Source organism: Apibacter muscae (genome assembly GCF_007845595.1).
GTDB lineage: Bacteria > Bacteroidota > Bacteroidia > Flavobacteriales > Weeksellaceae > Apibacter > Apibacter muscae.
This window is the reverse complement of the sequence record NZ_SELI01000015.1, coordinates 316,497-339,164: the sequence shown is the minus strand read 5'-3', so window position 1 is coordinate 339,164 and position 22,668 is coordinate 316,497. Positions and strand designations below refer to the sequence as shown.

The 22,668-nt window shown below is 31.5% G+C and carries 24 protein-coding genes and 1 tRNA gene; 8 read left to right on the top strand and 17 right to left on the bottom strand.

The window, feature by feature from the left end; all coding sequences use genetic code 11:
* Positions 1-71 precede the first annotated feature (71 nt).
* A complete protein-coding gene (locus ETU10_RS02615; protein WP_146309675.1) occupies positions 72-1,646 on the bottom strand; it encodes a glycerol-3-phosphate dehydrogenase/oxidase in 1,575 nt (524 codons plus the stop codon).
* Between the two features lie 350 nt (positions 1,647-1,996).
* Here ETU10_RS02615 and ETU10_RS02610 point away from each other — a divergent pair, with 350 nt between their 5' ends.
* Complete coding sequence (locus ETU10_RS02610; protein WP_146309673.1) at positions 1,997-2,320, top strand: hypothetical protein; 324 nt, start codon at positions 1,997-1,999, stop codon at positions 2,318-2,320.
* On the opposite strand, the gene ETU10_RS02605 is transcribed toward ETU10_RS02610, so the two are convergent.
* From ETU10_RS02605 to tssD, 9 genes are all read right to left on the bottom strand, one after another.
* A complete protein-coding gene (locus tag ETU10_RS02605; RefSeq protein ID WP_146309671.1) occupies positions 2,300-2,758 on the bottom strand; it encodes a DUF4280 domain-containing protein in 459 nt (152 codons plus the stop codon). The two genes, ETU10_RS02610 and ETU10_RS02605, sit on opposite strands and share 21 nt — an antisense overlap.
* A gap of 180 nt (positions 2,759-2,938) precedes the next feature.
* Entirely contained in the window at positions 2,939-3,313 is a 375-nt protein-coding gene (locus ETU10_RS02600; RefSeq protein ID WP_146309669.1) for a hypothetical protein, read from the bottom strand.
* 7 nt (positions 3,314-3,320) lie between these two features.
* Positions 3,321-3,899: a hypothetical protein gene (locus ETU10_RS02595; RefSeq protein ID WP_146309667.1), complete on the bottom strand. Its 579-nt coding sequence runs from the start codon at positions 3,897-3,899 to the stop codon at positions 3,321-3,323.
* A 6-nt stretch (positions 3,900-3,905) separates the two neighbouring features.
* Positions 3,906-4,502 (bottom strand): T6SS effector amidase Tae4 family protein, encoded by a 597-nt coding sequence (locus ETU10_RS02590; RefSeq protein WP_146309665.1) that lies wholly within the window; start codon positions 4,500-4,502, stop codon positions 3,906-3,908.
* 26 nt (positions 4,503-4,528) lie between these two features.
* Positions 4,529-5,017, bottom strand: coding sequence for a hypothetical protein (locus tag ETU10_RS02585; protein ID WP_146309663.1), 489 nt, complete (start codon positions 5,015-5,017; stop codon positions 4,529-4,531).
* Positions 5,018-5,243: 226 nt separating this feature from the next.
* The gene (locus ETU10_RS02580; protein ID WP_146309661.1) at positions 5,244-5,594 is read right to left on the bottom strand and encodes a DUF4280 domain-containing protein; all 351 of its coding nucleotides are present in this window, start codon (positions 5,592-5,594) and stop codon (positions 5,244-5,246) included.
* Between the two features lie 98 nt (positions 5,595-5,692).
* The gene (locus ETU10_RS02575; protein WP_146309659.1) at positions 5,693-6,349 is read right to left on the bottom strand and encodes a hypothetical protein; all 657 of its coding nucleotides are present in this window, start codon (positions 6,347-6,349) and stop codon (positions 5,693-5,695) included.
* A 3-nt stretch (positions 6,350-6,352) separates the two neighbouring features.
* The gene (locus ETU10_RS02570) at positions 6,353-9,391 is read right to left on the bottom strand and encodes a phage baseplate assembly protein V (RefSeq protein WP_146309657.1); all 3,039 of its coding nucleotides are present in this window, start codon (positions 9,389-9,391) and stop codon (positions 6,353-6,355) included.
* Positions 9,392-9,431: 40 nt separating this feature from the next.
* On the bottom strand, positions 9,432-9,824 hold the full coding sequence (tssD, locus tag ETU10_RS02565; protein ID WP_146261375.1) for a type VI secretion system tube protein TssD: 393 nt from the start codon (positions 9,822-9,824) through the stop codon (positions 9,432-9,434).
* 380 nt (positions 9,825-10,204) lie between these two features.
* On the opposite strand from tssD, the gene ETU10_RS02560 reads away from it, so the two are divergent.
* Entirely contained in the window at positions 10,205-10,588 is a 384-nt protein-coding gene (locus ETU10_RS02560; protein WP_146309655.1) for a helix-turn-helix transcriptional regulator, read from the top strand.
* A 158-nt stretch (positions 10,589-10,746) separates the two neighbouring features.
* On the opposite strand, the gene ETU10_RS02555 is transcribed toward ETU10_RS02560, so the two are convergent.
* The 4 genes from ETU10_RS02555 to ETU10_RS02540 form a co-directional block, all read right to left on the bottom strand.
* Positions 10,747-10,820: transfer RNA gene (locus tag ETU10_RS02555), tRNA-Ala, on the bottom strand.
* 5 nt (positions 10,821-10,825) lie between these two features.
* Entirely contained in the window at positions 10,826-11,263 is a 438-nt protein-coding gene (locus ETU10_RS02550; protein WP_146261615.1) for an RrF2 family transcriptional regulator, read from the bottom strand.
* An 11-nt stretch (positions 11,264-11,274) separates the two neighbouring features.
* Positions 11,275-11,946 carry a 16S rRNA (cytidine(1402)-2'-O)-methyltransferase gene (gene rsmI / locus ETU10_RS02545; RefSeq protein ID WP_146309653.1) on the bottom strand — a complete coding sequence of 224 codons (672 nt, stop codon included), beginning with the start codon at positions 11,944-11,946 and terminating at the stop codon, positions 11,275-11,277.
* Between the two features lie 2 nt (positions 11,947-11,948).
* Entirely contained in the window at positions 11,949-12,668 is a 720-nt protein-coding gene (locus ETU10_RS02540) for a hypothetical protein (protein WP_146309651.1), read from the bottom strand.
* A gap of 82 nt (positions 12,669-12,750) precedes the next feature.
* On the opposite strand from ETU10_RS02540, the gene ETU10_RS02535 reads away from it, so the two are divergent.
* The 3 genes from ETU10_RS02535 to ETU10_RS02525 all read left to right on the top strand — a co-directional run bounded on the left by ETU10_RS02535 (position 12,751) and on the right by ETU10_RS02525 (position 16,522).
* Positions 12,751-13,344, top strand: coding sequence for a thymidine kinase (locus ETU10_RS02535; protein ID WP_146309649.1), 594 nt, complete (start codon positions 12,751-12,753; stop codon positions 13,342-13,344).
* A 22-nt stretch (positions 13,345-13,366) separates the two neighbouring features.
* Positions 13,367-15,817, top strand: a complete 2,451-nt coding sequence (locus ETU10_RS02530; protein WP_146309647.1) for a bifunctional UDP-N-acetylmuramoyl-tripeptide:D-alanyl-D-alanine ligase/alanine racemase — start codon at positions 13,367-13,369, stop codon at positions 15,815-15,817.
* Between the two features lie 63 nt (positions 15,818-15,880).
* Positions 15,881-16,522 (top strand): hypothetical protein, encoded by a 642-nt coding sequence (locus ETU10_RS02525; protein WP_146309645.1) that lies wholly within the window; start codon positions 15,881-15,883, stop codon positions 16,520-16,522.
* 67 nt (positions 16,523-16,589) lie between these two features.
* Here the strand turns inward: ETU10_RS02525 and hemC are convergent, their stop codons facing one another.
* Both hemC and hemA read right to left on the bottom strand, forming a co-directional pair.
* Positions 16,590-17,504 (bottom strand): hydroxymethylbilane synthase, encoded by a 915-nt coding sequence (gene hemC / locus ETU10_RS02520; RefSeq protein WP_146309643.1) that lies wholly within the window; start codon positions 17,502-17,504, stop codon positions 16,590-16,592.
* A 9-nt stretch (positions 17,505-17,513) separates the two neighbouring features.
* The gene (gene hemA / locus ETU10_RS02515; protein WP_185145041.1) at positions 17,514-18,767 is read right to left on the bottom strand and encodes a glutamyl-tRNA reductase; all 1,254 of its coding nucleotides are present in this window, start codon (positions 18,765-18,767) and stop codon (positions 17,514-17,516) included.
* A gap of 175 nt (positions 18,768-18,942) precedes the next feature.
* On the opposite strand from hemA, the gene ETU10_RS02510 reads away from it, so the two are divergent.
* Complete coding sequence (locus ETU10_RS02510) at positions 18,943-19,812, top strand: AraC family transcriptional regulator (RefSeq protein ID WP_146309639.1); 870 nt, start codon at positions 18,943-18,945, stop codon at positions 19,810-19,812.
* Between the two features lie 100 nt (positions 19,813-19,912).
* On the opposite strand, the gene ETU10_RS02505 is transcribed toward ETU10_RS02510, so the two are convergent.
* On the bottom strand, positions 19,913-20,602 hold the full coding sequence (locus ETU10_RS02505; RefSeq protein ID WP_146309637.1) for a hypothetical protein: 690 nt from the start codon (positions 20,600-20,602) through the stop codon (positions 19,913-19,915).
* A 152-nt stretch (positions 20,603-20,754) separates the two neighbouring features.
* On the opposite strand from ETU10_RS02505, the gene ETU10_RS02500 reads away from it, so the two are divergent.
* Both ETU10_RS02500 and ETU10_RS02495 read left to right on the top strand, forming a co-directional pair.
* Entirely contained in the window at positions 20,755-21,759 is a 1,005-nt protein-coding gene (locus ETU10_RS02500; RefSeq protein ID WP_146309635.1) for an AAA family ATPase, read from the top strand.
* Positions 21,760-21,800: 41 nt separating this feature from the next.
* The gene (locus ETU10_RS02495) at positions 21,801-22,667 is read left to right on the top strand and encodes a DUF58 domain-containing protein (protein ID WP_146309632.1); all 867 of its coding nucleotides are present in this window, start codon (positions 21,801-21,803) and stop codon (positions 22,665-22,667) included.
* Position 22,668 lies beyond the last annotated feature (1 nt).

Sequence of the window (22,668 nt, the reverse complement as noted above, 5' to 3'; positions counted from 1 at the left end):
TTATCATTAATAATTAAGCCCGAAGAAATAACTTCTTCGGGCTTTGTTCAATATGTAAATGGTAGTTTGTTTTAGTAGTTTACTAATAGGTAACCTTTAGCTAAAGTTTTAAATTCTTCAGTTTCTTTTGCTACCCAGTCCGCATCATGACCCAATTCTTTAGCCATAATACGGGCTACTTCTTCAGCACAATCTATGGCAGCACGTGCATCAATAAATAATAAACGAACCCTTCTAGCTAAAATATCCTCAACTTTTTCAGCCATTTCTTCTTTTACCGCCCAAACAATTTCAGCTTTGGTATAATTATGATTTGGATGAATTTTTTGAGCTAAATCTGGATTTTCTTGTTCAAGTTTTTGAATGGCAGGTATATCTGATCCATATATATAATTATGTTTGGATCGGTCTACTTGTGAGGCAGGAACATTTCCATGAATGGAGAGGTTGACTGTTTTACATTCTTTACTTGGTAGTTTGCCTAATTCAATAGCTTTATCAATAAAATCTTCCGCCATTTGTCGGAAAGTTGTCCACTTTCCTCCAATGATACTCATAAGACCAGAGTCTGAAACCAAAATTTTGTGACTTCTTGATACTTCTTTAGTGCTTCCGCCATCTTTATCTGGAGCGGCTAATGGACGTTGACCGGCGAAAATTGAAAGTACATCTTTTCTAGTAGGCTTTTTCGTAAGGTATTGTCCTGCGGTGGCAAGAACAAATTCAATTTCTTTTTCCAATGCTCTTGGCTCTAAGCTAGGTTTTTCTACGAGTACATCCGTAGTTCCAACCACCAAACGGTTATGCCATGGTACAGCGAATAAAACTCTTCCGTCGCTTGTCTTAGGAATCATTAGAGCATTATCCCCAGGTAAGAATGATTTATCTAAAACTAAGTGAATTCCTTGGCTTGGAACTACAGTTTTTTTATGATTAGGGTCATTCATATTTAAAATTTCATTGGTGAAAACACCTGTAGCATTAAATACTGCTTTCCCTTTTATTTCATATTCATTTCCATTTATAAGATCTTTAGCTTTTACTCCACAAATCTGCCCAGCATCATTTTTCAATAATCCTATAACTTTCATGTAGTTAATAACAGTACCCCCATTTTCAACAGCTGTTTGTGCTAGATTTACAGCTAAGCGAGAATCGTCAAACTGACCGTCGTAATAAATAACTCCTCCACACAAGCTTTTTGGTTCAACGGTAGGGAGCATTTCCAAGGTTTTTTGTTTATTTATATGTCTGGATTTCCCTAAACTTAATTTCTTGGAAAGCATATCATAAAATTTTAAACCTATGGTATAAAATGGTCCATCAATCCATTTATAATTAGGAATTACAAAAACTTGTTTTTTAGCTAAGTGACTAGCATTTCTCTCTAAAAGACCTCTTTCTCTTAAAGCTTCCTTAACAAGTGCAATATCCCCTTGAGCTAAATAGCGAACTCCTCCATGTAATAATTTCGTAGCTCGGCTAGAAGTTGCCTTGGCAAAGTCGTGTGCTTCCAGTAATAGTGTTTTGTACCCTCTTGTGGATGCATCAACCGCAGCTCCTAGGCCACTAGCTCCACCTCCAATTATAATCGCATCCCATTCGGTTGTTGTGTTAAGATTGGATAATTGTTCGTTTCGTTTCATTTCAATGGTTCTAAATGGAAATTATTATTGCTAAAATTTAATCTTTGAGTGTAAAGTTACAAAAAACGAAATTGAAAAATAAGAATTATTAAAAAAAATTGATCAAAATTCAATAAATTTTCATCTATATTGAAAGTTAAAAAAACATATATGTGTAAAATTAGTTATGAAACATGTTACTAAACGAAATAAAAATGATTATTTCCTTCGATATATTAGTACAAATTGGGAAAAAGAAAAGTATAAAAATTTTTTGGTTCTCTAGGTTGATTAGCAAAGCTAGTTGAGGATTTAAGAGACGCATATAATTATATGAATGAACCAAAAGAAAACTCATTACTAAAAAAATTATGTTAAACCTGATCGACGTTTGTAAAACCAAAGAAGATAGCCAAAGACAAAAAAGTTACTGGAATACCTATCATTGTCAAAATAAAATTATTAGTTCTAAAAACAGGATTTACGGGAAATATTGTAAAAATCGTTTTTGTACGGTTTGTTCTGCTATTCGAAAAGCCGATATTATTCATCGGTATTATCCTACTTTTAAATCTTGGGAAGAGCCTCATTTTCTCACTCTAACGGTAAGGGCTGTAAAAATAAAATCTCTAAGTAAATGGATCAATGGTATGTTTCGGGCTTTTTCTTTGATTTTAATCACGCCTGTTTTGTGATATATCATCACTAAAGATAACAATATCACTATCGGAATTGTTATTGGTTGAATCTGAATTTTGATTGTTATTTTCCTCTTGTATAGATTTCTCAATCACATTAATAAAAGTTTCTGGAGGTGTTAAGGGAGAAACTTTTCCTCCGGTAGCACACATACAAAAGGAATCCGTAGTTAATTTTTTCATTCCATTAAGGCTGAAAGGAGAAGTCTTCTCCCATTGTTTGATAGCCGGTGTACAAGGTAAATAGCCTCCGGAGGTTGGTTTTAATTTGCATTGTCCAAAAGGAATAATATTGGTATTAGCTTCTTTATCCTTTTCTGTTGCTTTTAATAAGGAATTAATTTTTAATCCACTATGGCTGGTTACCTTTAAAGGAGTTTCTTTGGTGCCTTTATTGCACTTTAATTTAGTATTTTCTGTTAAGGGGTGGCTCATGTGGAATTTATTTTTATTTTCTTATTTTGTAGATTGCGTATGTTTCAGCTAAAAAAAATATTACTATTATAGTAAAAATTTTAATTTCGTTTCTGTTTATTTTAATACTAATATTTTTATTCTATATAAACATTTTTGGTCATTATCTTACGGATATTTAAATTATAAATCAGAATCTTCTTAAAGAAGATTTTTAATGAATTTTCTAAGCTTTTTTGAATTATAAAATTCTATACAATTATAACATACCATATTAGCATTATTATCTTCATAGGAAGCACTAGAAGGAATTGGTTTATAAAAATCTTTTGTGTTATCATAGATAAAATATCTAAGTTTTTCTAGATTAGAGGTGCTAATAGTGACTATATCTCCAACAATAAAGGAATTTGTATAATCCTTTGAATCAAATTCAGGATTTAATTTTCTATAATTATCCTGTATACAGACAGATAATGCAAAAGATTTAAGTTCTTTAATTTTATCTGTTTTCTGTGAAAATGATAAATTTGTGCTAAACAAAAAAATCCCTATATAAAATGCTGTTTTTTTCATTATTTTTTTACTCTGTATATACTTTGGCATATCCAAAATTTAGATAGTCATCTTCTTCAGATACCCTTTCCATAAAAGTAGTTTTATTATTTATAAAAAAAAGATAGTAATTTCTCAATTCTTTCTTATCAAATAACTCTTTACAAGATTTTAATGATAATTTTTCACCCTTACTTTCTTTTTGAATATAGTCTTCAAAAAAAGATTTAGCCTTATTTCTTTTTTCAATCCCTATAAATCGTATTAAAACACGACATTTCACAGAATCAACTCCGATAGGTATCCTTCTAATTCTTGGAGTAATAGGTTCACAAAAATTAAATAAATCGATAAATGTATTTCCAAAATTATTTTCAGTAGAATCCTTGCTGTATTTGTCGTAACAAAGAGAACATCCTAATTCTCTAAAATCTTGGTATGCTTGTATGTCTTTAGAAAGTTTTTCAATAATTAGACGATCTTTAATAAGTGTATCCTCAGGAATGGAGATTAATTCATTTTCACTGCTGAAAGTGGATAATTTATTTTTTTGTGAGCAGGCTGTTAAACTTGTTAATAAGACCAATAGTATTATATACTTTTTCATGCAAATTTATTTTAATTCCCAAAAATACATAGCTTTAGCACTTTTATCATAATGATTTCCTCCAAAGACCTTTTGATTTCCACCTATCCATAAAGTTACGTGCCCTCCAGCTCCAAATTCTGTAGGATTTTTTGCTAACATTACATAGATTCCTTTTCTATTTTCAACAGTAAGTCCAAATTCTCCTATTGAATAATTGGGACATGTTTCGCTAGTTTTCCACTGACAATAAGGACCTCCCCATGTTTTTTCCAACCATAATTTCATTTTAGAAGCAGTACTTATAAATCCTTTATCTTTCATTGGCCCCTGTCTTGCTATAAAATCTATACCAATCCCACTAATTCTTCTTAATTCTACTCCTGATAACACTAGGGCTATTGAAACTTTTGCAGCACAAGCATTATAAAGTTCATGCTTATTATCTAATAGGTGGGTATTTAAATCATAATCATCTCCATACATAGATTTATATACATCGGGTCCAAACATATCCTCCGTAGCACTTTTTTTTGGATAATTTTTATACACATCACTCCATTTAGGTCTTATTGGATTAATTGGAGGAGATTCAACTCCTTGTGCTAAAGCTATTATTGCCATAATATTAATTTATTTTTGTTTAAATTTTAAAAATATTCTTCCTCTTGTTGGGGATCTTCTTTTGTTAAATTTAAAGTGTAATCTTTAAAAACATCTTTAAATATAATTTGGTTATCTTCATCTACCACCCCAGATAACTCTAGTGTGTCTAACTCTTCAGCTAAAGGGGTATCATCATCATTTTTTAAAACAAAGTCTATAGATTCTCCCAGTTTATAATTTCGAGTAAGTACATGCAAATTCATATCTACATAGAATCTGGATTTTTCATTTAAACGTACATAATCATCCCCATAGGACCAAAACATCTCCACAATCTGCGGAGAGTCATCATGAATAAATTTCCCCGGTTCTGTAACTTCGTTCATATCCGGAGCCTTGTATTCAATCTTATTCAGAGCCGTAATCAAGGAATTACCCCCATACACATGCATATTTTTCATAGCCCCAAACTCCGTAATTCCCTTAGAATAACCAATAATTCTCTTATGAACTAAAATATCCACATCACTCATCGCAGAAAGGTACGTATTGGTACCACTGGACAGAATCGTCTTTTTACCACTATCTTGCGAAATACCGTTAGCTAATTATATACATATTATTTCCAGCCTTAAATAAAAAAGATAAGTAGAAAAATAAGAGCTATAATAATTTTTTCATCTATTGCAGACTTTGAAATTTATTATTCTTTAGGCTTAATTTGGACATAAGTTCATTGATAATTTTTTAATGCATTTTCTACCCTTCATGCTCTTCTCCATGTCCCTTATCTTTTACGGAGATAATTCCTCCAGTAGCGCAAGGACAAACAGAGCAATCCAATAGTATTTTATTTCCGTTTAGCTCATCCTTTTTTGTTGTTTCAGCCCAGTTGATAGGTACAGGTGTACACGGCAAATATCCACCCGGAATTGGTTTTAATTTACACAAACCAAAAGACTTAATATTCACTCCTGTTTGATTATCCGCTTCAGTAGCAATAGCATGATCGCCGATAAAAAAGAAATTTTGACTACTTACTGAAAGTTTACTTTCGGCAGTTCCTTGGTTGCATTGTAGCGTTGCAGTTTCAGTTATGGTTTGTGGCATATGCTAACTATAAAATTTAATTTATGTAAGAAGAAACTAGTAGAATAAGTAAAGTAAATAGAAATATAGCTAAAAATTTCATATCCAATAAAATCCGATTATCTATACTTTTCAGGAATCTCTTCCCCAAAAGAAGAAGTATATTCCTTACTAATTTCCCCTGTTTTTCCATTAATTTCTACATTTTGGATAATTTGGTTACTATATTTATCTAGTTTTTTAGTATCCCAGCTTATATACCAGATGGGTTTATCATTATCAATATCTCTCCAAACTCGGGTAAGAGGATCTAGTAGGTCAATATTTTTACTTTCCATCCAAACCCTTACCTTTTCCCAAGGGTAATCTTTGTAAGGTGCATCATAATCAGTTTGTTTTGTTATATTTCCTTTTTCATTATATTCTACAACCAATCCTTTAGTAAATCCATTTGCATGAAAGGATAGAGCTTTTAGTTTACGATTTCCATTTAAATAATAATTAATTCTTAGAATAAAAGGATTATTTTTTTCTGAAACTTCCATCCAATATTCATCTTGCACATCTCTTAAAAAAAAATCTTTATTATCCTTTGTGTATTCCCATTCATTATTTTTTTGATGTTTTTTAAATTCTTGTATATTAAATTTTTCCATAAGGCTGTCTTTAGGTTGTATTGGGGTTGAGGGAATGGTTTTTATAGGTGTACTGGTTTCTTGCTTTTGGCAGGAAATGCACACAGGAATTATTAAAATAAAAAAAAGATATTTTTTCATAATTTATTCAGGTTTTACTTGGGAATGTTTTCTGATTAAATCCCACTGCCATTTCCAGGTAGCATAGCGGGTATTGGTATAGTCCATAATATTTTCTGTATTCTTAGGAAAGGTAAAAGTACTATCGTTATCAAAAGTATGGTATAAGCCCAATCCGTGCAATAATTCATGAACCAAACAGGTAGGTTTTCTACTGGCATATTCGTAAACTAAGGCAAAATAGGAAGGAATTTCAAAAACCTCTCCACCGGTACCCGGGCAAGGAAGATCGAATATATAAATAATAAAGGCTCCGGGATATTTTCCTGCTAAGTTATAATTACTTATCATGTAAGTATGTAATTTTCCTCTTCCAGAAGAATCATGTCCATAAACAAGCTGTCCACCTCTTATATAGGCTCGTTCAAAAATATGATCATTACTAAGATTAATGGAATTATCAATAATTATATTGGGAGTAATTAAAGCCTGTCCCAGATATTTTTTTAATTTGGCTTCTTCTCCTATTATTTTTCCTGTTTCACCTTGTGGGGTTATCTTTGTTTTTACAGGAGCTAATACAATATCTATTTTGCGACGGTCTAACTTTCCGTTTTTATGTATTTTTAGTCTACCTGCCAGTTTTTCATCGGCATAAACATCAATGTATTGGTCAGCATTAAAGGTCTTTATACATTTTACAGTTAAATAATCGGGTAAGGTATGTTTTCCTTTGGTTTTGGTGGTTATTTCTGTTTTATTTAATTGAAAAAGGGTTTTATCGTACTTAAATTCCAGTTTTTTAGGAGGTTCTTCTATATGCAATTTTAAACTAAATTTAGCTGTTTTATCTTTAAATAAACTAGCCCAGGGTACAATGTAGAAATCCTTAGTAAAGGGAACAGATAATACATTGTATTTTTTTAAAAGCTTGGTATATTCTGCACTGTCCGGAACAATATTCTTTCCATAATTATTATTGGAAATTTTACCACCAACTCTATTTTTACCGACTATATCTTTATAGGCTTTGGTGTCTCCCGGGTTTCTTCCAGTATCGCCCAAACGCATCCAGTCAAAACCAAATTCTCCATCCCAGTTATTATGCGGGCGAAACTGAACTGTACATTTCGCTTCTATTTTGTATTGTTGAGGGGTGTAAACATCAGCTTTATTACTAAGCGCATTTTTGGTTTCCCCTCTAAACTCTGCAATACCCTTAGAATTTAGAGTTGCTAATTCATCGGAATGTAAAAACAGCTTTTGTCCCCCCTGTACATAAGTTTCCGGGCTTTCCAGCTTTATTTCGTTTTGCGAGTTTATCAAAGCCTTTCCTGCCTGGGTATGGTAATAATCGCTTACCAATTGTTGCATAAAAGGAGTATTGACCAACATTTTTTCAAAAGCTTCCGATAGCATTTTTTGCCCGGCACGCAGAGTTAGGTTTTTCTCTGCCTCAATATTAATATAAGGCGCCAGAATATTAATAATATCCAAAGCCCTTAAGGTAAGCGTATCCTTATCAATCTCAATATGCAGTTGATTACCCTTACGATCCGCAAGAACAATATTCTTCAGCTCCTCAAACTCCAGCTTTTCCCCCTGCTTCGTTTTCAAAACCTTAAACCGATTGTCTTCTGTTTGGTAGTTGCTAATCTGGCTACCATTATTCAAAGAACCCGTAACCACAGGAAACTCCGCATTTCCCCTGCGGAAAGAAACCAACACCTCTTCTCCCTTTTCCGGCATTAAGTGTAAACCCCGATCTTGCCCCGCATACCCCTGCACCAATCGCACCCAAGGAGTTAATTCACTCTCCCCCTTTTGCCAGAAAAACCGAAGCCTTACCCGGTTCATTTTCAGCGGATCATCCACCTCAGCCACCACTGCACTTTGGTCTTCCGCCCGAGGATAAGCATTCTCATCCCAATATGGAGCAATCAGCTGTTCCCTAGGTATAGCAGAAAACTCATTCCTATACCCATGCGTATCATAAGTATGTTCTATTTTTTGAATTAAATAACTTTCAATAGGAACCTTCTTTCCATTCTCAAAGGTTTGTATTTCCGGAATATGCGCCAACATTTTTGCAATATCACCCAAACGCAAACCCGGTTGCGTGGTTTTAGCCTCTACCCATACCAAATTTTCTAAGGCTGATTGCTGTATTTTTAGTTTATTTTGTTGTTCTATATCTTGGTCTTCACTTAAAGCATCAAAATAAAAAGAAGTTTCAGAAGAAGGGTATATTTTTTTAGCTTCTGTAACGGCATGATGTAAAAAAGGATTGACCAAATACAAAGAATTACTAGGCGCAAAAGTTTTACTATTTAAACTTTGAACAGACGCCGCAGATGGATAATAGTTCTCACGAATAGAATGCTGGGGGGCAACCCCGGTACTTATTTCGTATTCCAAATAATCTTGACCCTCATAAATAGATGTTCTTCTTTGGTTACCTCTACCAAAAATCAGTTGCGAGCCATTCCAGAAAAAGTATTCACCGTAACGGATGGCTAGTCTTTGCATAAACGCAAAAATAGTCTCGTTATACGAAACCGTATAAGTAATAAGAGAAGAATAGTTAGGCTCGCAAATAAATTCCACCCGATCCCCCGAATATTCAGAAAAAGCTTTGTTTAAAATTTCTTTTAAAGATTGATTTAGATAGCTTCTGCATCTTTTTTGAGTATCCAGTAATACAGAAAAAGATTTAGCCTCAATTACAATAAAAGGATATTTATTTTTCTTCTTATAATTTACCCGAGTAACTACTCCTGTATAAAGAGCAATTGTTTCTCCTTTTTTACGGAATTGTATAGATAAATTAGAACCTAACAGCTGTTTAGAATTACTTAGCGGATAAGCGTCTTTATCCCCAAAAGCTTCGCTAGGGCAAATTAAATGATAAGTAGTATGAGAGAGCATTTCCTGAGAAATCTTTACCTCTATGGAATTTCTTAAAGAAATTTCCTTTCCGTTCAAAGTAACCACCGCTGAAGTATCAGAAAAATCTCCGTTTCCCTTACGGTGATACACATACGGGGAATTTGTATGATCCATAATAGTTAGTAATGTAAATTTTTGAGTTAGATAAAAACGATTAGATCACCCAATCGTTATGGAATTCTAAATGATTAAATTTTAGTTTTTGAGCAACAATAACAAAGGATATATGCATAGGTACATTTCCAACGGAGTTAAACTTCTCTTTATAACGAATACAAAAAGCTTTTTTGAATTCAATTCTTAGTTGTCTGCTCATCCCGTCCCTGCGATAAAATTCAACGTAGCCTTCTTTTTCTTTGTCTCTGGCAAGAATCCATTCCAATAAACCTACATGACCACGGCTTTCAATGGTTAATTTTATTTTACCGCCAACCACTTCTCCGGAGGGTTTAAAAGTGGGATCGGTTAATTTGTCAAATTGGTATTTACATTTTAAAATGGTATAGGTTTCTCCATCTAAAAATAATTTTGCGAGGAATGATGACATAATTTATTATTAAGATTATTTTGCTAAGATATAAATTATATTCTAATGTAAAATAATAAACATAAAATTTATAATTATAAATTGAGATTTCTTAATTTGCTAGTACTTTTCTTTTTTAATCTAAGAGTTTAATGTTTGTAATACATGATATTACTTAAAAAATATATATAAAATCTGAACTAAAATTAAAGAAGAATGTGTAACATAAGGTTTTAGTATTTGTAGAAATTATAAAATTAAATGCTTTAAGTTTAAGGTAAATTTTATTTCATTTATCTTTTTCAGAAGTTCTATTTATCATACAGATACAGAAAATAATCGTATAAAATAATTCTCTGCTTTTAGTGGTATTTTCATAGATAAGCTAAAATCCTTTGTTTATGAATACAGATATAGCTCCTAAAAAAGTACATCAGGGAAGAAACATAAAAAGACTAAGAGAAATGCTGGGAATCAAACAAGAATCTTTAGCCTTAGATTTAGGAGTCACCCAGTCTACTGTATCAGATTATGAACAAAAAGAACAATTGGAAGATAAAATATTAGAGAAAGTCTCCCTAGCATTAAAAGTACCTGTAGAAGCCATCAAAAACATGAATGAAGAAGCTACTTACAATTACATTAATACTTTTAATGATAGTGCTATAAATAATGGGCATTTTAATCCTAACAATTGTAATTTCAATCCACTAGATAAAGTATTAGAACTATACGAAAGAATGATAAAAGATAGAGATGAGTTAATTGAAAAGTTATCTAAATAAATAATTTAAAGATTTTTTTATATAATATTTAAGGAGGAGGTTTATTTACATCCTCTTTTCTTTTTATAAAAATAAAAATCGTTGTCTAAATATTGTCTAAAAAATAATAGTCTGCATATTTAATATACAGACTATTAACTACTTAATATTCGATAGAGTGGAGCTGATGGGGCTCGAACCCACGACCTTTAGACTGCCAGTCTAACACTCTAGCCAACTGAGCTACAGCCCCAAATTTTAAATGACAAAATTAGTATTTTTTTCCTTTCTTGCCAAGCTGGCTAAGGTGGTTTTTTCATAAATTTTTAGGGTAGCATCCCTAACTTCTGCAAAAGTTTCTTTGATGGTGCAAAAATAGTCGTTTTTGCAAGTGTCGCAGGTTTGGTTGTACATAATTGAAACGCAAGGGATTAAAGCGATAGGGCCATCCATTAAACGAATAATATCAATTAAGGTGATTTCTTCAGCCCCTTTATTTAGTTTATATCCACCTTTAGCCCCCCGTTTACTCGTTAAAAATTGTGCGTTTTTTAAATCTCGTAAAATATTCTCTAAAAATTTTTTGGGAATATGTTCGTCTTTAGCAATCTCAGAAGACAAAACGCTTTTTCCCATTTCTTGCCGGGCAATGTAAATAAGAGCTTTTAAGGCATATTTGCATCGGTTAGATATCATAATTTTTATACTTATAATCCTTCAATTAATAAAACGATTTCTCCTTTGATAGGTTTGTCCGAAATTTGTTTAAAAACCTCTTCCGCTGTTCCCCTTATAGTTTCTTCGTATAATTTAGAAATTTCTCGGCTAAGACTAACCTTTCTTTCAGCACCAAAAATTTTCATTATTTGTTCTAGGGTAGAAAGTATTTTGTGTGGACTTTCGTACATAACAACGGTTCTTTCTTCTTTAGAAAGTTTTTCTAATTTGGTTTGTCTGCCTTTTTTTTGAGGCAAAAAACCCACAAATAAAAATTCATGAGAAGGAAGCCCGGAAACGACCAAAGCAGGTACAAAAGCAGTTGCTCCCGGTAAACATTCTACAACAATAGAATTTTCAATGCAAGATTTAACTAAAAGATATCCCGGATCTGAAATTCCTGGGGTTCCCGCATCTGTAATTAAGGCTAAATTTTTACCGTTTACAATCTCATTTATAAAATGCTCCGTTTTTTGGTGTTCGTTATGCAGATGAAAAGACTGCATAGGGGTTTCAATATTATAGTGTTTACATAGTTTGCCCGAGGTACGGGTGTCCTCTGCTAAAATTAAATCCACCTCTTTTAAAATACGAAGCCCTCTAAATGTAAGATCTTCCAAATTACCGATGGGGGTGGGGACTAAAAAAAGCTTTCCGCTCACGGTTAATTTTTTAAAGAGTTAAAACGTTCAACAATCAATTGAGAAAGACGCTCAACATGTAATCCCTTATTTTTCCAATCGTATTTTACAAACATCTGTTCTATCCATTTTTTAGCCTCTTCCAAAGATTGGGTTTGGTTTAAAAGTTTAAATTCATTATCCATAGCAGCCTTGCTACCTTTAAACAGTTGGCTAATAAAAGTTATAGAATCACCAAAACTAGGCGATACAGGGGGAAGATTTATTTTAGAGGCAGATAAATTTTCGGAATACGTTTTTTCATCCTTATTTATAAGGGGTGCAATATCAGCAATTTCAATATCCAAAGGTTTCAATTTGTTTGTTTTAAACACAGATTCATCAGAAGAAGATACAAGCTCTTCAGTCGTAGGTGTTAAGTTCGGTTCAGTTTCCTCTACAACTACACTATCTTTGGGTGTTTCAGTAGTAGATAAAACAGGTTCAATGGGTGGTTCATTAACTACATTTGAATAGAAATCTCTAGGTTCTTCAGTTTTAGGTGCAACTTCAGAGTGATTTTCTAATATTTGTTGGTACTTGGAGGTATTTAGTTGCTTTAAAAAAATAAATTTTTCGTATAAGTTTTGAATTTTTTGTTGGTACGTTAATAAACCGTATAAATTTTGTATGTTGCTTAACTCTTTAGCGATCAATTTAATTTCTTCTAGTATCTCTTTTTGAAATGACTCTCTTGCATTCATAAATTACTTTTTAATCTGTTGGTTATTGTTTATGTTTGTACAAACAAAGGATAATTTTTTTTTAAAGTTCCTAAAATTACAAATGTTTCTCGAAAATACAATAAATAGTAAATCACAAACAGGTTGGATAGAAATTATTTGCGGATCTATGTTTTCTGGCAAAACGGAAGAGTTAATTAGAAGACTGAGAAGAGCGCAATTGGCCAAGCAAAGAATAAAAGTTTTTAAGCCCACTTTAGATATAAGATATCAGGAAGATCAAATAAACACCCATAACCAATGGTTTCTGGAAGCAATATCCGTGGATTCGCCTAAAGAGATCCCAGTGAGGGTAGAAGATTGTGAAGTTGTAGGGATTGATGAAGCCCAATTTTTTGATGAAAGCATTGTAGAAATTTGTAATCTTTTAGCCAACCAAGGTAAGAGAGTCATTGTTGCAGGTTTAGATATGGATTTTAAAGGCAGACCCTTCGGATCTATGCCGAATTTAATGGCAATAGCAGAATATGTGACCAAAGTACACGCTATATGTGTTAAAACAGGTGCTTTAGCTAATTATTCGCATCGTATTACAACCGATCAGCATTTGATAGACTTGGGTGAAAAAGATAAGTACGAACCCTTAAGCCGTTCTGAATTTTGGAAAATTTTAGATTTAGAGAAACACAAAAAATAAATGTTTTAATTTACACATACCCATGGAGATGTATACGGTTGGAGAACTAGCCTCACTTACTAATGGAAAGGTGATTGGGGATTCAAACAAAAAAATTTCTGAAATTTTCTACGATAGCAGGTCTATTGTTAGTCCTAAAGAAGGAATTTTTTTTGCTCTAACAGGAAATAGTAATGGACACGACTATATAGAGGAAGCCTTTACCAAGTCTATACGAATATTTGTTTGTTCATATATACCCGTTAAACATGAGCAAGCCACTTATATTTTAGTAGACAATCCTTTGGAAGCTTTGCAAAAATGGGCAAAAGAGCATTTAAAAAAACATCCGGTGAAGACTATTGGAATAACAGGGAGCAATGGGAAAACCATTGTTAAAGAATGGTTATTTCATGCTTTAAATTCAGAATTTAAAGTTTATAGAAGCACTAAAAGTTATAACTCTCAGCTAGGATTAGCCATTTCCATATTGCAGATGAAGCCTGGATACGACTTAGGAATTTTTGAGGTTGGAATTTCACACCCCGGAGAAATGGAAAAACAAGAAAAAGTCTTGTCACCAAAAATTGGGGTTTTAACCAATGTATTGGAAGCACATTCCGCAAACTTTAATAATAAGGAAGATTTAATTGTTGAAAAAATTAAATTATTTAAACACTCCGAAGCTATCATATGTAACGATCTACCCGAGAACAGGACAATAATTAAACAATTGTATCCAGACAAGAAAATTATTTTTTTTGGTAAGGAAGCAGATTCGGATATTCAATTGTTAAATATAGTTAAACAAAATAAAAGCACGTGTTTAAACGTTAAAATAAATACCAAAGAAGAATCGTTTACGATCCCTTTTTCAGATGAAGCATCCATACAAAATGCTTTGTGTTTGCTAGCAATCTTGGTTTATTTAAACATGGATGTTGCGCTTATAAAAAAGAAATTTCTTCAATTGTATGGAATTTCCATGCGGTTAGAATTGATCCATGGAGATAACGATTGCCTTGTTATTAATGACACTTTTAATTCAGATTTAAAATCTTTAGAAATTGCCTTGCAGCAATTGTATCTACAAAATAAACCTAAAAAAATCTTAATCCTTTCAGATATTTTACAATCTTCTTCAAAAGATGAAGAACTATGGAACCAAGTATCTACCTTAGTAAATGCCTATCCTCTAGATCAATTATTATTGATTGGAGAAAAAGGAGCAAAATATAAACAGTGGTTTAAACATACTACTCATATATTTTCTACAACGGAAGAGGTAATAACATATATAAAAAAATATCCGCCTAAAGATTCAGCTATTTTGTTAAAAGGAGCCAGAGATTTTGGTTTAGAAAGAATTTCAAAATTTTTACAATCTCAGTCTCACGATACCATTTTAGAAGTCAATCTAAATGCGTTAAGGTTTAACGTTAACTATTTTAAAAGTTTATTAAAACCTAAAACTAAAATGATTGCCATGGTTAAAGCCTCCTCTTATGGGATTGGCGGGTATGAAGTTGCGGAGACTTTACAGCTCCATCATATGGATTATTTAGCGGTTGCCTATTCCGATGAAGGGGTATTTCTGAGGAAAAAAGGTATATACCTTCCTATAATGGTGATGAATCCAGAATTAAGTAGCTATCAGGCAATTATAGATAACGATTTGGAGCCTGAAGTTTATAGTTTCCGCGTGCTTGAAAAATTTACTGAAAGAGTAAAGGAATTATCAATAGCTAAAAAATATCCGATTCATATAAAAATTGATACCGGAATGTGTCGTTTAGGATTTAATCCTCAAGAGATTGAAAAATTAGCTTTTCAATTAAAAGAAAACCCTTGGATTGAGGTTAAATCTATATTTACACATTTAGCGGTTTCAGATGTGCCGGAAGAAAAAGATTTCACCCAAAGACAAGCGAAACTACTTAAATCTGCATACGATCGGTTGGTTGAAACTTTAGGTTATAAACCTATGTTGCATTGTTGCAATTCCGCAGGGATCGTGAATTATCCAGAATTCCACTTTGATGCTGTTCGTTTAGGAATAGGAATGTATGGCTACATAGATCATAAAGAAACACTTAAAAATTTAGAAAATGTAGTTACCTTACAAACAGTTATATCCAACATACATACCATTCAAGAAGGAGGCACGGTAAGTTATGGAAGAAGATTTAGGGCAAAAAAAACGACTAGGATAGCTACATTGCCTATTGGCTATGCAGACGGAATTAAAAGATTAGCAGGAAATGGTAGGGGTTATGTGCGGGTAAATGGAGCAATTGCTCCTATTGTAGGTTCTATATGTATGGATATGATGATGGTAGATGTAACCGAAATTTTATGTCAAGAGGGAGATGAAGTTATTGTACTTGGAGAATCTCCAAGTTTGTTAGAATATGCCACTTGGTGTGAAACAATTCCCTATGAAATACTTACTTCCATATCTCCTCGGGTAAAAAGAATTTTTTATAAGGAATGAATAAAGATTTAGTGTATTTTATATTTTTATTCCTATATTTACCTACCTAAAGAAAATAAGCTTATGAAAAAAGATTTATCAATTAAAAACAAAAAAATATCCTTTCTATTTCTATTGATAAGCTCATCAATAGTTTTAAGTTGTAATTCTAAAAGTAAGAGGGAGCCTATCAATGTCAATGATACCATTGCTGAAACTATTTCATTAGACCCAATACCTCAAGATTCTATTGTTTTATCTCAGTCAGATACTTTGCAAAAGGATACTTTAGTAAACCCAACGGTGCAAACAATAGTTGAAACACAGGTAATGCCGGAAACCAATTCTAACGTTGTCTCTAAAGAGGGAATATCTTCAAATAATACAAACGTGAATAAAAGTTCATCTTACAAAGTCGAGGAAAAATCAAGACCGGTAGCCAAGAATGACTTGGTTGAAGAAATGAATGATGTCGGAGAATATTTTTACATGAATAAGGAAGGTAATTTTGAGACTTTAAAAGAAAAAGTAATTACCAATAATCAACCCGTATCTTTAAAAAAGGAAAAAAAGGTAAGCACTTCCGCATCCGAAGAACCTAAAACAACTACTCTGGAGGTTCCGAAAGCTAAGGAAGTTGAAGTGGTTGAAGAAAGTACTTCAGTATCTACAGATAATAATAATTCTACCGTACAAGAGAAGATTATAGAAATAAAAGAAAACTAATATTCAAGAATATTCGTAAATATAAATTAGCCAGAAATTAGGACATTCATAACTTAAAATTATTAGTTTAGTTTTTAGTTTTAAATTCTTTTATAATTTCATTCCCTCCTTGTTCAAAGGCTTCTTTACCTAAGGTTTTACCCAAATCGGAGTATTTGTTTATTGGAACTTTCTTTTCAAGAATTAATTTTTTAGATCCATCCAACGATACAATTCCACCCTTAAAAATAAGGGCTTCATTTTCCATTTTTGCATAGGCAGCAATGGGGGCTGTACAACCCCCTTCTAAGGAACTTAAAAAGTCTCTTTCAATTTCTGTACAGATTTGAGTTTCCTTGTGGTTAATTGTATCCATTAAATTAGTAATCTCTTTATTACTTTCTAAGGAGGATATGGCTACAACGCCCTGACCTGGGGCAGGAATTATAAAATCTAGAACTTCGTAGTCAATGTTTAAGTTTAAACGTTTAATCCCTGCTAGAGAGAAAATAGTTCCATCTAAATTTTCAGTTTCAAGTTTGGATAATCGAGTTTGTAAATTTCCCCTTAGATTGTAGAAGTTAACGTTTGGGTATTTAGCATTCCAAAAAGCCCTTCGTCTTAAACTTCCAGTGCCAATATTAAGGGCATCAAATTTTCTTAAAGTGGAACTTGTTTTTGGATTTCTCACAAGTATATCTGCTTCATAGTCTCTTTTAAGCACTGCTGATAATACAATACCTTTGGGTAATATAGTTGGAACATCTTTCAAGCTATGAACAGCTATATCAATTTCATTGTTAAGTAATGCTAGATCTAAATCTCTAGTAAATACTCCTACAATATTCATTTCATACAAAGGTTGAACTAAGTTTTTATCACCTATGGAAGTAATAGGAATAATTTCTGTTGGAATATTTAGTTGATTGAGTTTTTTCTCTACTTCTTTGGCTTGCCATAGAGCCAAAGGACTTTTTCTAGTTCCAATTCTAAGGGGCTTCATTCAAGGTAATTATTGGGCAATTTGTAATTTAAACATTTCTTTAAACAAATCTGTAGCAATTTCAGACTTGTCAGGATTATTAATCAGATAATCAGCCAAGCGATTGGTGATTTTCTGTATTAATTGGTTGGAAAGTTCATCTTCCACTTTTGAGGTAATAGAAAGATCTTTATCCAAAGATTTTTTTTGAATATTTTTAATCTTTTCTAAATCAGATTTAAAGGCTTGTATAAGAGGAACGTATCTTCTGTTGTTACACCATAAGATAAATTCTTGCATGATTTCTTGTATAATGCCTTCAGCTTTTGGAATTTCTTGAATTCTTTGTTTAAATGTTTGGTTAATAATACCAGATAAATCGTCCACATTTAAAAGTTTGACATTTTTAGATTCCTTTAACGAGGGACAAACATTATTAGGGACAGATAAATCTAGAAAAGTTATGGATTTAGAATTATTAGTCAAATCTTCTTTATTAAAAATAGTTTTATTTGCACCGGTGGCAACAATAACAATATCTGATTGATTGATTTCTGTATGAAGATCTTTATAATCTTTTACATTAAGGTGAAAGCTATCTGCCAAATCTTGAGCATTGGCTCGTGTACGGTTGATTAATGTTAGATTATTTGGGTACTTTAAATGTTTAATAAGATTTTCGCAGGTATTGCGACCTATCTTCCCTGTGCCAACAAGGATGATTTTTTTACTTGAAATTTCAGGAACATTATGAATTAAATAATAAACAGCAGCGTACGAGACAGAGGTAGCTCCACTGCTTAAAGCTGTAGAATTCTTTATTTTTTTGGAAATTTGGATTCCAGTATTTACCAATCTCTCCAGAAAGGCGTTAGTTAACTTAAATTTTTTAAATGAATTGAATGATTTCTTTATTTGAGAAATTATTTCAAAATCACCAATAATTTGACTTTCTAAACCCGAGGCTACTCTAAAAAAATGTTTAATCGCTTTTTCTCCTTGATAGAGGCAAGAATAGGATAAGAATTCATCGGAGGATGCATAAATATGCTTACAAAAAATTTTAATTAATTCCTGAATTTTTTCTGTTTGTACATAAATTTCAGTTCTATTGCAAGTTGAAAGTACAAAAACTCGGGTATAAGGATCAATTAATGATATTTTCTCACAGAATTGCTGGGTAGTGTTACTGTCAAAACTAAATTTCCCGCGAACTTTTGAATTCGCTTTTTCATAGCTAAGACTTACAACAAAAAAATTATTTATGCAGTTAGATAAATACACCGTTAAAATTTTTCATTGGCAAATCTAGGTTTAATCCTACCTGCAAAATACCCATAGATAAAAAAAAATACCTGTAAAAATTAAAAATTATTTGTTTGTAATTAATCTAAATTATATCTTTAATACATTGAATAATTATTAGTCAAGGATTAATAGCTTTTTTTTAATATATTTTATGGATTTAAAAAATACCTTTAAAAGTAGAATAAGAGAAAACAAGATTAGTGATAAAATATATTTAGCACAAATTGATAACTATACAGATGTAACAGATACTATTTCTAAACCTGTAGAAAAAGAGTTTGTACAAATGTATTTTTGCATAAAAGGAACAGCAACCTTTCATTTTGCAAGAAATGAAATATATTTCATGGAAAAAGAAAGCACCTTGTTAATTTTTCATCCCAAGCAAAATGTACCAATTAACATAAGCTTAGCTAAAAAATCAAACTTAATTATTATAGTAATTAAGATCCAAGAATTAGAAAAAATTTTTAGTGAGTATACATATAAATTACCTTTTTATGAAAATGCGAAATATAAATGTTTATTTAGAGAAAAATTATTGGGTATTCAAGAAAGACAAATTTTGTCTCAATTGAAAGATTTTATTATAGACGAGGAATTTAAAAATATTTATTTAAAAACTAAAATTATAGAAATATTTCTTTTTTATTTTTCTGATAATGAAAATAATTTAATAGCAAATCAATCAATTAGTCAGGAAAACATTGTTTCAAAAATTCAGGAGATTAAAGAATGTATTTTAGAAAACATAGCAAGTCCTCCTACATTAAAAGAATTATCCAATCAGGTACATTTAAGTGAATACAAAATAAAAGAAGGTTTTAAAAAGATTATTGGGAAATCCTTTTCAACTTACATTCTGGATACTAAGTTGGAAATTGGAAAAGAAAAATTAGATCTAAAATTAAAAAGCGTTAAGGAAATAGCCTACGATTTAGGCTATACAAATCCTAGTCACTTTATAGAAGCTTTTAAAAAAAAATATGGAATAACTCCAAAACAATGGATGCTAAAGTAGATACATTAAAAAGTCTGAAAAAAGTAGATATTTTTATAAAATATACATTCAGACAAAGGTTCATGTTAAATGAATGATATTAAACAAATATCATAGATAACTATTTTTTTAAATTTGTTGGTATGTATTTAATTCTAGATACATTGGTTATAGTAAAAGTACCGGCATCTGGATAATAGGTAGGTAAATCTAAATAAGTAACAGATAATTTTTTTACTCCATCTACAATAGTTGCAGATAATTTATGTCCATAATCATCTCCACATCCTGATGGTGGAGTAGGTAAATTTTCTAAAGAGTTTGAATATAAGGTACTTTCATTAATTCCCTCAATGACTACGGATGCTCCATTGACAGTAATTTCTCCGTTTTTATTTTTAGCTGAAAATCTATGTATATTAGCTGATAAAAGATCAATACCTTTATAGGTTAAGGCAAACTTAACAACATTTCCATGGCAAGCCCCTACGGATACACCATAAATAGTTGTAATATATCCAGGCACTAAAGGAGTTGGGAGTTCCTCAGTGTGATTACTTGCCATAGGATCAAATCCTAAATAATAGGAATAACTACTTGGTATAAAGTCATCTTTATATATTTTTCCTGTACTATCAGTCACAATATTGTAAAATCCTTTATCATCATAATCAATAGCATATTCTGCTTTTCTTATGATAAGGTCTCCATTAATATCTAAGGTAGCTTCAGGTTTATCAGTTTCAATTCCCACTTGAGAAATTAATAATAATGGAATTGAAAAAAAGTATAAGAGTAAAGTATTTTTCATTTTTTAATAAAGACGTTTAGTGTGTTAAGGGTTCTGCAAATATCTTGCCATTAAAATGCGGTTGATCATTAATTTAAGATAAATAAATTAACGATTCATTAGTAGTAAAATTCAATAAAAATCTGGACATTTGCTTGTTTTAATTATATAATATGAATTATTCAACAGCTTCTGAGGATATAAAAATTTTGATTGAAAAAGTTCAAGAAAAAAGTAAGGATTTCTCTTACTTAATTAAAGAAGTGAATCAGGTAATTGTAGGGCAGAAATATATGATTACTCGCTTATTAATAGGGCTTTTAGCTAATGGGCATATATTGTTAGAGGGAGTACCGGGCTTAGCAAAAACTTTGGCTATAAAAACGTTATCGGAGGCTTTAGACGGAGAATTCTCTAGAATTCAATTTACTCCCGATTTACTTCCTGCGGATGTGATAGGGACTTTAATTTATAATATAAAAGACAACGATTTTAAGGTTAAAAAAGGACCAATATTTGCCAATTTTATATTGGCTGATGAAATTAATAGAGCACCAGCTAAAGTTCAATCAGCATTGCTAGAGGCTATGCAGGAGAAGCAGGTGACTATTGGTGATGAAACGTTCCAATTGCAAGATCCATTTTTAGTTTTAGCTACTCAAAATCCTATAGATCAAGAAGGAACATATGTTTTGCCTGAAGCTCAAGTCGATAGATTTATGTTAAAATGTGTAATTAATTATCCTGAATTTGAAGAAGAAAGAACGATTCTTAGACAAAACATGAGCAAAGATAAATATCAGGTGAGAGAGATATTAAATGTTGAAAAAATTTTTGAAGCACGAGAATTGGTGAAAAGCATTTATATGGATGAGAAAATTGAAAGTTATATTTTAGACCTAACATTTGCTACACGTTATCCTAAAAAATATGAATTAGAAAATCTTTCTCCCTATATCATGTATGGTGCTTCTCCCAGAGGAAGTATAAGTATGGCTATGGCGGCTAAAGCACATGCATTTTTAAATCAAAGAGGGTTTGTAATCCCAGAGGATGTTAAAGCTGTTGCTAAGGATGTCCTAAGACATAGAGTGGGAGTCAGTTATGAGGCTGAAGCTGAAAATATAACTTCAGAAGATTTAATTGATGAGATATTAGCTGCAATAGTAGCGCCTTAAAGCTTTATTCAAATGTATTGTGGTAAATAAATACTATAAAAGTGACGGCTGAAGAGGTTTTAAAAAAAATTAAGTTAATTGAACTCAAATCCAAACGAAGGTTGAATTCCTCCTTTCTAGGAGAATACAATAGTTCATTTAAAGGAGTAGGAATGACATTCTCTGAACTGAGACCCTATCAATTTGGTGATGATGTAAGAAAAATTGATTGGAATAAAACTGCGCATTTTCATGAACCTCTAGTTAAAATTTTTGAAGAAGAAAGAGAAATGACATCGATTTTATTAATAGATGTTAGTGGCTCCATGAATTTTGGTACTCGTAAACAATTCAAAAATGAAACTGCTGCTGAAATAAGTGCAATACTTGCTTTTTCTGCAATTAAAAACAATGATAAAGTAGGATTAATTTTATTTTCTGATAAAATTGAAGCTTTTATACCCCCCAAAAAAGGGAATGCTCAAGTTATTCATATAATTAAGACAATACTTGATATAAAATCAATTAATAAATCAGCAAATCTAAACTTGTGTATAGATTTCTTATTAAAAACTATAAAAAGAAAGGCTTCTATATTTTTAATATCTGATTTTGATATAGGCGATTATGAAAAAAAACTTTGTATTTTATCTAAAAAACATCAAGTAACAGGAATTAGAATTTACGATAGAGTTGAACTAAATTTTCCAGATATTGGTTGGGCTCATCTAAAAGACTTGGAAATAGGAGATTTAAAATGGGTAAATACGTCTAACAAAAGTGTACGAGAACAATATTCAAAGGAATATAAAAAATTATTATTACAAACGAAAAATGTATTTACTAAATGTGGATCTGGTTTTATAAATATAGCTACGGATCAAGATTATATAAAAGAATTATTTAACCATTTTAAAGAACGTCATTAAA